Below are 13,631 nucleotides of genomic sequence, written 5' to 3'. Positions count from 1 at the left end.
TACCCACTCCAATGAAACTCGAATGTTAAAATTATAGCTCGCCGAATCCGAATAACACTTCTCGCGCATCTTCTATTCTGACCTGACCTTGCTGGACAAGTTCCCGCAGCGCATATTCCATCGTCTGCATGCCAAGCGCCTTGCCAGTCTGCATAACTGAACGTATTTGGTAGATCTTCTCCGTACGTATCAGATTGGAAACAGCAGGTGTATTAACGAGCACTTCAAAGGCAGCCGTTCTTCCTTGACCGTCGGACTTTGGCAATAGACGTTGCGAGATGACACCTAGTAACACGGCTGCCAGTTGAATTCGAATTTGCGCCTGCATCGCTGGCGGGAAAACATCAATAATACGATCTATCGTTTGCGGTGCGTCCGCAGTATGTAAGGTTCCAAATACGAGATGTCCGGTTTCTGCTGCACTAATTGCTGTACTTATCGTTTCTAAATCTCGCATCTCACCTACGAGTACAATATCTGGATCCTGTCGGAGCGCTGCTCGCAAGCCATCAGAGAAGGACGGCGTATCCAGACCAACTTCACGCTGATTGACCATCGATTTCTTATGATCATATATAAACTCTATAGGGTCCTCTAGTGTTATGATATGCGCATTTTCCGTTCGGTTCAGATGGTCGATGATGGATGCTAATGTGGTAGACTTCCCGCTTCCCGTAGGTCCAGTTACTAGTAGTAGACCCTGTGGCTTCTTCGCAAACTCAGACGCCATCCGCGGCAGCCTTAGCTCCTCCATGGAAGGAATTCGGCTGGGCACGATTCGAATAGCAAGTCCAACGCTGCCTCGCTGCTTATAGGCGTTTATTCTAAATCTGGCGAGTCCCGCAACGCCGTAGGAAAAGTCAACGTCACCATTTTGTTGAAGCGCAGCATAATGTTCTTCCTTCATGAATTGCTTAGCGAGCTCGAGCGTATCAATCGGCTTTAACAACTCATCGTTTATAGGTATTAATTCTCCGTGAATCCGAAATATAATAGGTGAATTAACTGTAATATGAATATCGGATGCTTGTTTGGAATGAGCTAAGCGAAGCATTTCCTCTGCCTGCATGAACAGCCCCTCTCTGGCATTAACTAACTAGACTTTATTCTCCATGTCCTAGCACACGGAAAACTTCAGTAACCGTTGTAAGCCCTACTGCTGCTTTACTTAATCCATCCACTACAATCGGTATCATTCCTTGCTTGAGCGCATGCTCATAATACTCGTTGTCAGATCGCTTAGAAATAATGAAGGAGCGAAGCTCATTATCTACTAGCAGCACTTCATGAATGGCTAATCTGCCTTTATAGCCGGTACGACCGCATTCTCCACAGCCTGCACCTTTGTATAGGTAATCCGTTCGGATGCCGTAGCTTGTAATAAGTTCTAATTCCTTATCAATCGGTGTATATCTCTGTTTGCAATGCTTACAAATCCGTCTAACAAGCCGCTGTGCAACGATGCAATTGACGGAAGACGAAATAAGAAAGGGCTCTACACCCATATCTATTAATCTTGTAATAGAATTGACTGCGTTATTCGTATGTAAAGTACTCAGAACCAGATGTCCCGTCATAGCGGCACGTACTGAAATTTCTGCAGTCTCCGTGTCACGAATTTCCCCTAGCATTACGATGTTCGGGTCCTGCCGCAAAATAGCCCGTAATCCTCTTGCGAACGTCAAACCACTAGTAGGGTTAACCTGAACCTGATTTACACCTTCAAGCTGATATTCTACCGGGTCCTCTACCGTAATGATGTTCACATCTTCTTTGTTTAAATGGGCAAGAGCAGAATATAGCGTAGTAGACTTACCGCTTCCTGTCGGACCTGTTATAAGCACTACGCCATAAGCCATTTCAATGCTTTTGCGAAATACCTGCTCATTACGCTCTGATAATGCTAGTTTCGAGATATCCGCCAATGAGTTCCCAAGATCCAATACTCGAATTACAACCTTTTCCCCATGAATCGTCGGCAATGTCGAAACCCGAACGTCAACCTTTCGAAAATCAATATCGAGCTCCACTCGTCCATCTTGCGGAAGACGACGCTCTGCAACATTCAAATTAGCCATAATCTTAATACGGGCTACAATAATGCTGTGCATATTTGACGGGAGCGTTCGCTCCGTTCTCATCACACCATCCACACGGTAACGTATACGGAAGCTTCCGTCCTGCGGATCAAGATGAATATCACTTGCACCCAATTGTACAGCTTGTACAATAACTTGGTTGACGGTTTTCACAACGGGAGAATCCTCATCCTGAATGGCATGATCCTCGTCTATATCTTTTAGCTGCAGGTTCTGACTTATCTGTTCGATTGTATCCTGCAGTCCGTAATAACGATTAATAGCACGAACCAGCTCATCTTTTGAAGCAATAACAGGCTCAATTCGAAGTCCAGTGGCGATCCGAATCTCATCAATTGCAAAATAATCAAGCGGGTCGGCCATGGCAAGTATAAGCTTATTTCCTTCCATTCGAATGGGCATGACACAATGTTGGTCTGCTAGCTTCTGAGAGATAAGCTGAATAATTTTCGGATCTATCTTCTGACGATAGATTTGTACATGCGGTATGCCTAGCTGGAATTCCAACACTTCAATAAATTGTTGTTGTGTTATGTAGCCTTTTGAAATTAATATGTCGCCAAGCCTTGTCTTAAGTTCCCTCTGCTGAATTAAAGCTTGTTGTAGCTGTTCTTCGTTAATTACGCCAGACTCGACTAGCAAATCTCCTACTCGCTTACGGGTAACTGACATAATCCATCACCAACTGTCAATAAATTTGAAAAACTATTAAATCAACTGTAAATAATTATGAAACTCATGTTTATTAAAACAAGTTTCATTAAGTATGTCAATGACATTTGACCTATATTTTAGTGAAATATATAAGCACATCTTCCTATCGTGATCATTTTTTTATCAAATATAGGTTTAAAGACCCAAGTCTTTATGTTCTTTAGTATAAACAAAAGTATTTAATATCGACTATCACTAATTTCCAATACAATTCGGATATAAATATTTTGATTTTTTTGTATTCAAAAATAAGCTTCATTTATTAAATGTAAATTAAAAAACAATTTACTCGCCTTTGCTATTTCTTCATTTACTTCTGATTGAGGAATGATCATTACGGTTATGTTATAATTTCCTTATGGAACAATGGAAAAAAAATCTGATTGTGTTGTGGTTCGGACAGTTTCTCGTTATGGCTGGGATGACGATGATCATTCCGTTCCTGTCCCTCTATTTGCAATTTGATTTAGGTTTAACGGATAAGCATGAGATCGGCGTTTGGGCTGGGCTTATTTTTGCAGGAAACTTTGTAACGTCATTTATTTTTCAACCGATATGGGGGAAGATGGCTGACAAGTATGGACGCAAAATGATGCTCCTGCGCTCTGGTTTCGGCATGTCAATCGTTATGGTATTGATGGGTTTTGCGACAACCCCGTGGCATTTGCTGCTCTTGCGCATGCTAAATGGTACGATATCCGGCTTTAACCCTGCTTCAATCGCCTTGATTTCTGCAACAACGCCAAAACATCGGATGGGCTTCGCAATGGGAACAATCCAATCCGGAGGCATTGCCGGAACGATACTTGGTCCTTTTATTGGCGGCTTGCTTGCGGATTCAATTGGTTTCCGACCTATCTTCTATTTGACTGGATCTTTGCTGTTCGCAGCCTCTTTGCTTGCTTTATTCGTTGTCAAAGAACCCTTCGACCGGATGAAGGCTGCTGCTCGCGTACAAGCTTCTGTCATTGAAGGCTTTCGGAAGTTAAGCGGAATTCCTCAGCTTACAGCGTTATTTGCTGTCACCTTTCTCATCCAGTTTGCGATGATGAGCCCAATGACGCTAATTCCGCTCTACGTTCAGGAGCTTCACGGCACAACCGCTAACCTAGCTTTTTTTGCCGGCTTCGTTGGTTCAGTGACTGGCCTCTCCAATCTCGTGTCCTCTCCGTTACTCGGAAAACTGAGTGACCGAATTGGTGCGGAACGCGTGCTAGGAGTAGCTCTTGTTGGAGCCTCACTCGCCTTTATTCCGCAAGCTTTGGCAGGGACAGTATGGCAATTGTTAATTGCTCGTTTTGTGCTTGGCATTTTTCTCGGAGGTCTTATTCCAGCCGTAAACTCCCTGATTCGAAAATATACGCCTGACGGCATGGAGAGCCGTTCCTACAGTTTCAATACCAGCACAATGAGCCTTGGCAACATGATTGGTCCAATTACTGGCGGTGCCCTCTCTGGGTGGATTGGAATTAAAGGCTTGTTCCTTCTATCCTCGGTCATGCTTATGATAAACGCCGCATGGGTGTGGCAGTCGCTGCTCCGCAAGCGACAACTGCCACGTCAGCAAGGTAAGGACGGCTAATGCCGCACCTTTAAAAGGGTCAAGAAGGAGATTTCAATCTCCTTCTTGACCCTTTTTATATTTGTTACTACTTAATCGCCGTAAGCACACATTTGCGCTTACAGCTTCTTACAGCAGCCTCCGAGCACTCTCAACACGCCCAATCTGCTCTGTAAGAACACATACGTTCTTACAGCACACAAACTCATGTTACTCCCACGCCGTAAGCACACATTTGCGCTTACAGCTGCCTCCGAGCACTCACCACACGCCTAATCCGCTCTGTAAGAATGCATACGTTCTTACAGCTCACCAACTCATGTTACTCCCACCACGTAAGCACACATTTGCGCTTACAGCTTCTTACAGCAGCCTCCGAGCACTCCCAACACGCCTAATCCGCTCTGTAAGAAAGCATACGTTCTTACATCACGCCAACTCATGTTACTCCCACGCCGTAAGCACACATATGCGCTTACAGCTGCCTCCGAGCACTCCCAACACACCAAATCTGCTCTGTAAGAACGCATTCGTTCTTACAGCACACCAATTCATGTTACTACCACGCTGTAAGCACACATTTGCGCTTACAGCAGACTTCGAGCACTCACCACACGCCTAATCCGCTCTGTAAGAACGCATACGTTCTTACAGCTCACCAACTCATGTTACTCCCACCACGTAAGCACACATATGCGCTTACAGCTGCCTCCGAGCACTCACCACACGCCTAATCTGCTCTGTAAGAACGCATACGTTCTTACAGCACACCAATTCATGTTACTCCCACGCCGTAAGCACACATATGCGCTTACAGCAGCCTCCGAGCACTCACCAAACGCCTAATCCGCTCTGTAAGAACGCATACGTTCTTACAGCTCACCAATTCATGTTACTGCCACGCTGTAAGCACACATATGCGCTTACAGCAGCCTCCGAGCACTCACCACACGCCTAATCCGCTCTGTAAGAACGCATACGTTCTTACAACACGCCAACTCATGTTACTCCCACGCCGTAAGCACACATATGCGCTTACAGCTGCCTCCGAGCACTCACCACACGCCTAATCCGTTCTGTAAGAACGCATACGTTCTTACAACACGCCAACTCATGTTACTCCCACGCCGTAAGCACACATATGCGCTTACAGCAGCCTCCGAGCACTCACCAAACGCCTAATCCGCTCTGTAAGAACGCATACGTTCTTACAACACGCCAACTCATGTTACTCCCACGCTGTAAGCACACATTTGCGCTTACAGCTGCCTCTGAGCACTCACCACACGCCTAATCCGCTCTGTAAGAACACATACGTTCTTACAGCTCACAAACTCATGTTACTCCCACCCCGTAAGCACACATATGCGCTTACAGCTGCCTCCGAGCACTCCCAACACACCAAATCCGTTCTGTAAGAACGCATACGTTCTTACAGCACACCAATTCATGTTACTCCCACTTCGTAAGCACACATATGCGCTTACATCAGCCTCCGAGCACTCCCAACACACCAAATCCGTTCTGTAAGAACACATACGTTCTTACAGCTCACCAACTCATGTTACTCCCACGCCGTAAGCACACATATGCGCTTACAGCTGCCTCCGAGCAAAAAAAAAGCCCTGAGTCACATCAGCGCAATGCTGATATGACTCAGGGCTTAAACATACCTTACTTTACGATAGCTATCGCAAGTCCATCGTAACCGGGCAGCACCGTGCTTTGCAAGCGTGCGTCAGATGCGATGATTTCATTGAAGGAACGTACTGCGAGCACCGCTGGTCCCTGTCTGGATGAATCAATTGTTCTTCCGCGGAGCAATATATTATCCCCTACAATAATCGCCCCAGGATTAGCTAGTGCAATCGCGTAATCCAGATAGACTGGGTAACCTTCTTTATCGGCATCGATAAAGAAGAAATCAAACTTTTGCCCAGTAGACTTTAGCTCCGCCAAGCTCTGCTTCGCATCACCAACCATATATTCTACCTTATCACCTAAGCCCGCAGCTTCCATATGAACCTTGGCTAGATCAGCGTAGTTTTGCAGCAGCTCTAGCGATACTAACTTTCCGCCCTCTGGCAGCCCGCGTGCTAAGCAAATACCGCTGTACCCGCCTAGTGCTCCTATTTCTATAATACTTTGCGCTTTCGACAGCGATACAAGCATCGTTAGCAATCTGCCGTAGCCGTCAGCAACAGAGATATCCGGCATTCCGTTAGCCGCTATACCCGCTTTAGTACGCTCAAGATCGGCATCTTTCCCGTAGAGGGAATCCACATATTGTTCATTTTGCAGCATCATTCTTTTCTCTCCAATTTTACAATTTGTAAAAACAAGCTAGTTTGTCCTATACTTGATTGTATGTTTTTGTTCACGGGGTTACAAGCTTATGCTTTTAATATGACTGCTACAGTCGACAAGAATTAATGAAAAGAGAGTGTAAAATGGAAAAGTTACAACTAATCGCAACTGCACCGATGGGGCTTGAAGCGGTTGTCGCACGCGAATTGAAAGATCTTGGCTATACTGACCTACAGGTTGAGAACGGACGCGTAAACTTCACGGGCGGTCCTATCGATATTTGCCGCACTAATTTGTGGCTTCGCACCGCTGGTCGTATCCTTATTAAAATGGGAGAATTCCCTGCTACTACATTCGACGAGCTATTTGAAGGCACTAAAGCGCTCGATTGGCCAACTTGGATCCCGAACGACGGTGAATTCCCTGTTAATGGCCGTTCGCAAAAGTCTCAGCTAACAAGCGTGCCTGCTTGCCAAAGCATCGTAAAAAAAGCTGTCGTTGATAAAATGTCTGATCGTTACGGTACTGAATGGTTCCCTGAGAACGGCGGACGTTATGTTATAGAGGTTACGCTTATGAATGACCGTGCGATGCTTACGCTCGACACTACGGGCGACGGCTTGCATAAACGTGGATATCGGAAGGTCGCTACCGAAGCTCCAATTAGGGAAACTCTTGCTGCTGCACTCGTACAGCTTAGCCGCTGGCGTCCTGAACGGCCGCTATATGATCCTTTTTGCGGTTCAGGTACGATTCTAATCGAGGCAGCCATGATTGGTTGGAACATCGCACCAGGACTTCGCCGCAGCTTTAACAGCGAAGGCTGGCCGCTTATTCCGACTGAGCTGTGGGATGATGCGCGTGATGAAGCGTTTGACCTCGTTAAAGATAATATTCCTCTTCAAATTGCAGGATCTGATATTGATCCTGGCGCTATCGAAATTGCAGAGGCAGCAATCAAAAAAGCCGGCTTCGGCAAAGACATTAAGCTTACTGTCCAGCCTGTTGCAAAAGTAAAGCTTGAGGGCGATTACGGCGTAATTATTACAAACCCGCCATACGGCGAACGTCTCGGCGACGACGTGCAAGCAGAGGCTGCGCTGCGTCAATTCGGATTGACAGCACTCCATTATCCGACTTGGTCTTACTTCTCGATTAGCCCATCAACTACGATTGAGCACTATTTCGGCCGTCCAGCGGACAAAAAGCGTAAGCTGTTTAATGGGCGCATTGAGTGTAATTACTTGCAGTTTTTTGGCCCGCTTCCCCCTCGCGGAAATCGATAGAAACGAGTCAGGAAGGATATTACACAAATGTTATCTAATGTACAAATGCCTTTACGCCGCGGCATGAGCAAGCTCCTGATAGGACTTGAGCGGCTGAAGGCTGTTGATCTGTTTTTATTTGTAGCTGTAATGATGGCAAAGGTGTATCTGTTCTCTGAAATTCTAAATGTTGCCAAAATGCAGATGACAGGAAAAGATGCGCTTATTGAGCTTGGAGCTATTCTCTTGTTTAGCTTCTGGACCATATGGCTTCCAGCTCGCGGGCGAATTGTTGCTCTTATCGTGCTGAACCTAATCGCATCCTTTGTTTTATATGCCGATATTATTTACTATCGGTACTTTCAAGATTTAATCTCTGTTCCGGTATTACTTCAATTCAGTCAAGTCGATTCCTTAGGCGAGAGCATCGGCACTCTACTCCATGCGACGGATTTCCTTCTGTTCCTTGATTGGATTATTATTATCCCGTTTGCGATCTATGTGCTTTGGAGGGGTCGCAGTGACCTTTGCCAAGCAAATGAATATCGTCGTAAGCCAGCTGCCTTGCAAAAAGCGACCGTACGTATCGTTCTAAGTGCCGTTATTTTTGTTATAGGCACGTCACTCGTTTTCACAAATGTAAACGAGGCGAAGCGTACGTGGGGGCTAGGAATTTTTGATGGTAATTGGTGGAACCTATCGATTTACAACGTCACTGGAGCACTTGGCTTTCATGGCTATGATGTATACCGTTATGCTAAACAACATTGGCTGGATGCTTCGACCGTTACTGCCGAACAATCATTGGAGGCAAAAAAATGGATCGAAGAACGCGGCGATCTGCGTAAAGATTTTGAGCAGGATGCTTTATTTGGCGCGTATAAGGGCAGCAACGTCATCATGCTGCAGCTTGAAGCTTTTCAAAACTTTATGCTCAATAAATCAATTGGCGGTCAAGAGATTACGCCGCATCTGAATGATTTAATGAAGCAGAGCGCCTATTTCAGTCAGTTCTATCACCAAACCGCGCAAGGTAGAACCTCGGATGCCGATTTTACAGCAAACTGCTCCATGCAGCCCGTCGTGAACGGCTCCGTTTTCATCCAATATGCGCCTAACGAGTTCGATTGCATGTCCAGCACCCTAAAAGCAAACGATTATGGGACATCCGTCTTCCACTCATATGAGGGCGGGTTTTGGAATCGAAACACAATGTATAAAAATATGAAATATGATCAATTTTACAGTCTAAAACATTTTCTACTAGACGAGAAAATCGGCTGGGCGCTCGGAGACAAGTCTTTCTTCCGGCAATCTTTCGACGTTATATCCGATCAAAAACAGCCTTTCTATTCGTTTCTCATCACTCTTTCTAGTCATTATCCTTTCACAATGCCGGAAGAGGAGAAAAAACTTAATGTAGGCGAGCTGGATGGCACGTTAATGGGCGATTATTTGCAATCGATTCATTATGTAGATGCCGCGCTTGGCGAGCTGGTCGATCGAATGAAAGCAGAAGGTCTTTGGGATAATACCATTCTCGTCATGTACGGGGATCATGACAATTCGATCAATGACTGGTCGTTGTTCGAAACATTCCTTGGCAAGTCACTTAGTGATCTAGAGCGCCAAATGATTGTGAAACAGGTTCCTCTGCTTATTCATTTGCCTAAGGACGAGCATGCTGGAACGTACACTGGGGTAGGCGGACAAGTCGATGTGACGCCAACCATTATGCATTTGCTGGGCATTTCGACAGCCGATCAATTTTTAGTTGGTACGCCTCTGCTTACTGAACAGCCTCTTGCTGGCAAAAAAGTCGTGCAAAGAAACGGTGCCTTCACAGATGGTACGCTCTACTATATGCCTTCTTCGGACGGCATTGCTGAGAACGGTGCTTGCTGGAACATTCCTAGCAATTCAATTAGCCCAACAAACGCCTGCATGAGTGCCTTTGAGCAATCGCGGACAGAGTTGAACATGTCTGATCAAATCGTCATGAACGACCTCATCGCTGACTTCAAAGAGCAGTCTGCTTCGGAAGCTCGCGGCAATAACGACGTCGAAACGGCTAGACGTTAGTACTCACAGCATAATCCAATGGAAAAATCGTAATATTGTGTTAAAAAGAAGAACCTTCATTTCCGCTCTCACAGCGGTTTTGAAGGTTCTTTTAAGTATTATTCGAATGAATCTAATCTGGTTCACCTTTTTGACGTAAGCCCTCTCTCGAACTGCAATTCTCCACAAAATTCAACTTAACAAATAACATTCTACTGTAGTTTTTACAATAGAAACCTTACATGGCAACAAATCGAACGACCTACAATGCAGTTCTGCAATAGAATTTACGATTTCCGCGGATATTGGACAGCAGCGGGCGATTCTATTGCAAAAACTACACTGTAGAACGTGAGCCCCACTCATTTGGCACATTCTATTGTAAAAACTACAATCTAGACCACCAACCTAGCTCTTTCAACTTTATTCACTCGTCCTCATCTCCCTCACACTCTCAACTCAACTTACTCTCCCACCTCAACATAGCTCTTTCGTCTCATTTCGCTCGTCCTCATCCCCCTTGACTCTCAACTTAATTTACTTTCCCACTCCCAAGCTTTTTCGTCTCATTTAGCTCGCACTCTCCTCCTCACACTCACAACTTAATTTACTCTCCCACTCCCAAGCTCTTTCGTCTCATTTCGCTCGCCCTCATCCCCCTCACACTCTCAACTTAATTTACCCTCCTACTCCCAAGCTCTTTCGTCTCATTTCGCTCGCCCTCATCCACCTCACCTTAGCTCTTTCAACTCACCTACCTCCCCAACTCATCCCTCTTCTCAAAATAAAAACTCATCGCTCACAAAACAACTCATCCGTCATAAAAAAAGACCGCCCCATAGAGTTCAAAACTCAAAACTCGGGGCGGACCTTCAATTTTATTTACTTTCTATGCTGCGCAAGCCAGCTCAGCACATCATCAATCGTCTGCACAGGTACAATGTTTAGATCAGGCGCTCCGCTTCGAGCAGCTTCTTCCAGCTCTGCCGGCACGAAAAAAACATCCGCATCCGTACGGCTGACTGCATATGCCTTCTGCTTGATCCCGCCAATAAGACCAATCGAGCCATCCGCTTCAATGGTGCCTGTTCCGGCAACCTGGTTGCCATAGGTAACACCTCCCGGTGTGAGCTGATCAATGATAGCAAGCGTCAGCATTGCCCCATGGGACGGTCCTCCGATATGAGCCATAAAGCGCTTGTAGTCGATGTTGAGCGGAATATCAAGGTGTAGCTCCGTCTGCACCGATATGCCGAACACAGGACGCTCTGGAGAATCAGCGGATGCTCTTGTTGCAACCTCTACCTGCGTCACAACACCCTTTCTTCTCAGCGTAATTTGTACGGTCTCCCCCGGCTTAACTGACTTCTGCATGTATTCGGTCATTTCACCAATGGATTTAACCGTTTGCCCATTTATTTTGTCAATAATATCGCCAGCCTGCAGCAGCTCCACGGCTGGACTATCCTTCACTATTCCAATTACTCTAACGCCGTCTGCTGTTATTCCGTTTCCTACGCCTGCCTTCTGCATAGCAATGGCTGCCGCTACACGATTCGCATCCGTCTTCATCAGAACGACTTGTGTATAAGATTCAGTGAGCGGGGGTTCATCAGGCGGGATCTTCTCGAAGCTATACATCGGCAGCAGTTTCGCATACAGCCAATCTGCTGGTACGGCTGGCCTATCAAATACGAGAATGCCATTTATCGTACCGCCTCGATTTTCACCACTCTCCACATGAGCGTAGCGGTTCATATTCAACGTCATGCCAGGGTACGTAACCCTATAGCCTGTAGGGCATAGAAACGCTAGTAGCAGCATTATCGTAACAACTAGAACGCTCAGCCCGCGCTTTGGAAGCCCTAGAAGCTTCAGAAGCCTCTTGAGAGCGTTCGAATGACTTCTCCCTACCACAGATACCTTTGACGCTCGCGCGCGCTCTAAACCTTCACTGAGAAGCATATCCACAAACACGAGCGGTACAGCGACGCCTATGACCAGCAGCATAGGATACAGCTTCTCTGGAGTAAACAGCACATAGCCCGCTCCAATAACACCTAGTACAGCAATGACAAGCCTAACTAGCTGCAATACTATCGCAAAGCCCTTCCTTTTCCGCTGCTGCCATCCGCCAAGCAAAGCACCAACCGTCCAGCTAATTGGAACAAGTGCGAGCACATTGAACAACCAGTCTATCATTTCGATCCATTGCATCCCGCCGGATGTTTTAAGCGGCGCTGGCAGCCAAATCAACTCTGCAGCAGCCAAAATGACAAGTGCTAAAGCTAGTCCAAAAATATAATACCGTGCTGGCTTCCGCATTTTTTTCTCCACCTATGCTTTCTCTAATTTAGCTTATGCTTCTGCCTTAGAATAAACAAAAGACCCGGGCGATCCACATCGCGGGGTCCTATTTCATTTGCAAATATTGATGTTCCTCCGAGTCGATGCCCCTGTCTTTCATCTCGCCCTTCTCCACGCTTTGTATACGTTCAAGCCACTGTGCAGGAGGATGTCCCATACGGCGCGCACGATCCAGCAGCTGTGCATATTGACCGCAATTGTCATACCCGCCTAGCTTCCGAACAACCTCAATGTATTCAACGACCAGCGCTCTCGCTTCCGCTGCGGTATAACCGTATTCAGCAGCTAACGCCTCCACAATACCGCGCTCATACAAGCTTAACCTGACCTGTGTTTTCACTTTCATGATACATCCACCTGCTTCCCGTATAAATATGGTAGCCGACAAGTTTCAAATGAGACTCCCATCGTTCGGAGCAAAAGACGACCTGATTGCCAAGTCGCAATGAATCCAACTTCCTGCCTTTGCGAGATACCGTAATTTGTTCATAGAACCAATGCTCATCTTTCTTTAATTGTACTGCTTTATGTACGATTTTTCCAGTATCATTGTCCGCCATAGGGCCTATTATTATATCCGGATGGGATTCGCATGGGTCATTTCCTTTGATCGTTGCTGTTCGGTGAGCATAAATGAAAGATGCCCAAGCTGGCGAGTCGGAGAGAAATAGTAGCGGCTCGACCTGCTCCGGTATTGAGGTAAGCTCCACCACAAGCACGCATGGCCGACCTCCGTCCCATGACTCCTTTGCTGCCTTATGCGACCATTTGCGTGCTTGCTCAACCGATATTGTCGTATAGAATCCTTCCCCAAAATCTTTTCCCGGCCGCCAATATGGCGAATTCAGCAGTTTCTTCCCAAATGATTCCACCGTATCGCTTGTAGTTCCATGATATAACAGCTGAGGCGTTGTTATGTCCACCCTCTTACTCCTTTCGATTCGCGCTTTGTGTACAAAGACCCTACGAAATAAAGCTGTCGTAGGGTCTCGTCATATGTGTCGCACTATGAAATTAAGATCGAAATTTATTTTTTGATGAAAGGAAGGATCTTCTCAATGACCGCATCCTCTGACTCCGCCTTAATATAGCGGCCATTAACAAATATGAATGCATAGCGGGCACATGGCCCGCAGTATGACTTGCAGCCGACACGAACCTCTGTGTCTGGCGCCAGCTTTTGCAACTTGGGCACAATCGTTTTGATCTTCGTGTGCTTGCATTTATCACAAACCATAATATCGTTAGCCATAATTT

At 46.1% G+C, this 13,631-nt stretch carries 10 protein-coding genes; 3 read left to right on the top strand and 7 right to left on the bottom strand.

The features are described 5' to 3' along the window. Positions 1 to 31 precede the first annotated feature (31 nt). Entirely contained in the window at positions 32 to 1,069 is a 1,038-nt protein-coding gene (locus tag AC0YN6_RS11840; protein ID WP_475747050.1) for a type IV pilus twitching motility protein PilT, read from the bottom strand. Between the two features lie 34 nt (positions 1,070 to 1,103). Then, on the bottom strand, positions 1,104 to 2,771 hold the full coding sequence (locus AC0YN6_RS11835) for a GspE/PulE family protein (RefSeq protein WP_475747049.1): 1,668 nt from the start codon (positions 2,769 to 2,771) through the stop codon (positions 1,104 to 1,106). A 400-nt stretch (positions 2,772 to 3,171) separates the two neighbouring features. Between AC0YN6_RS11835 and AC0YN6_RS11830 the strand changes: the two genes are divergently transcribed. Continuing rightward, entirely contained in the window at positions 3,172 to 4,395 is a 1,224-nt protein-coding gene (locus AC0YN6_RS11830; protein ID WP_475747048.1) for an MFS transporter, read from the top strand. Between the two features lie 1,653 nt (positions 4,396 to 6,048). Here the strand turns inward: AC0YN6_RS11830 and AC0YN6_RS11825 are convergent. Then, a complete protein-coding gene (locus AC0YN6_RS11825) occupies positions 6,049 to 6,678 on the bottom strand; it encodes an O-methyltransferase (protein WP_475747471.1) in 630 nt (209 codons plus the stop codon). Between the two features lie 146 nt (positions 6,679 to 6,824). Here AC0YN6_RS11825 and AC0YN6_RS11820 point away from each other — a divergent pair, with 146 nt between their 5' ends. Beyond that, positions 6,825 to 7,967 (top strand): THUMP domain-containing class I SAM-dependent RNA methyltransferase, encoded by a 1,143-nt coding sequence (locus tag AC0YN6_RS11820; RefSeq protein ID WP_475747047.1) that lies wholly within the window; start codon positions 6,825 to 6,827, stop codon positions 7,965 to 7,967. Positions 7,968 to 7,994: 27 nt separating this feature from the next. Then, complete coding sequence (locus AC0YN6_RS11815; RefSeq protein WP_475747046.1) at positions 7,995 to 10,028, top strand: LTA synthase family protein; 2,034 nt, start codon at positions 7,995 to 7,997, stop codon at positions 10,026 to 10,028. 861 nt (positions 10,029 to 10,889) lie between these two features. On the opposite strand, the gene AC0YN6_RS11810 is transcribed toward AC0YN6_RS11815, so the two are convergent. The 4 genes from AC0YN6_RS11810 to AC0YN6_RS11795 all read right to left on the bottom strand — a co-directional run bounded on the left by AC0YN6_RS11810 (position 10,890) and on the right by AC0YN6_RS11795 (position 13,626). Further along, a complete protein-coding gene (locus tag AC0YN6_RS11810) occupies positions 10,890 to 12,332 on the bottom strand; it encodes a PDZ domain-containing protein (protein ID WP_475747045.1) in 1,443 nt (480 codons plus the stop codon). Between the two features lie 88 nt (positions 12,333 to 12,420). Next, positions 12,421 to 12,720, bottom strand: a complete 300-nt coding sequence (locus AC0YN6_RS11805; protein WP_475747044.1) for a hypothetical protein — start codon at positions 12,718 to 12,720, stop codon at positions 12,421 to 12,423. Beyond that, entirely contained in the window at positions 12,683 to 13,297 is a 615-nt protein-coding gene (locus AC0YN6_RS11800) for a DUF3990 domain-containing protein (protein ID WP_475747043.1), read from the bottom strand. The genes AC0YN6_RS11805 and AC0YN6_RS11800 overlap by 38 nt, the downstream gene beginning before the upstream one ends. Positions 13,298 to 13,401: 104 nt before the next feature. Beyond that, entirely contained in the window at positions 13,402 to 13,626 is a 225-nt protein-coding gene (locus AC0YN6_RS11795) for a YuzB family protein (protein ID WP_475747042.1), read from the bottom strand. Positions 13,627 to 13,631 lie beyond the last annotated feature (5 nt).

The sequence above is a fragment of the Paenibacillus sp. J22P15 genome, assembly GCF_056269345.1.
The sequence above is the reverse complement of the archived record's forward strand: the minus strand, read 5'-3'. Positions and strand labels throughout refer to the sequence as shown.

What these genes read in the sequence shown, in the direction of transcription:
- AC0YN6_RS11840 (WP_475747050.1), bottom strand. Translation starts at nt 1,069, where the DNA reads ATGCAGGCAGAGGAAATGCTTCGCTTAGCTCATTCCAAACAAGCATCC.
- AC0YN6_RS11835 (WP_475747049.1), bottom strand. Translation starts at nt 2,771, where the DNA reads ATGTCAGTTACCCGTAAGCGAGTAGGAGATTTGCTAGTCGAGTCTGGC.
- AC0YN6_RS11830 (WP_475747048.1), top strand. Translation starts at nt 3,172, where the DNA reads ATGGAACAATGGAAAAAAAATCTGATTGTGTTGTGGTTCGGACAGTTT.
- AC0YN6_RS11825 (WP_475747471.1), bottom strand. Translation starts at nt 6,678, where the DNA reads ATGCTGCAAAATGAACAATATGTGGATTCCCTCTACGGGAAAGATGCC.
- AC0YN6_RS11820 (WP_475747047.1), top strand. Translation starts at nt 6,825, where the DNA reads ATGGAAAAGTTACAACTAATCGCAACTGCACCGATGGGGCTTGAAGCG.
- AC0YN6_RS11815 (WP_475747046.1), top strand. Translation starts at nt 7,995, where the DNA reads ATGTTATCTAATGTACAAATGCCTTTACGCCGCGGCATGAGCAAGCTC.
- AC0YN6_RS11810 (WP_475747045.1), bottom strand. Translation starts at nt 12,332, where the DNA reads ATGCGGAAGCCAGCACGGTATTATATTTTTGGACTAGCTTTAGCACTT.
- AC0YN6_RS11805 (WP_475747044.1), bottom strand. Translation starts at nt 12,720, where the DNA reads ATGAAAGTGAAAACACAGGTCAGGTTAAGCTTGTATGAGCGCGGTATT.
- AC0YN6_RS11795 (WP_475747042.1), bottom strand. Translation starts at nt 13,626, where the DNA reads ATGGCTAACGATATTATGGTTTGTGATAAATGCAAGCACACGAAGATC.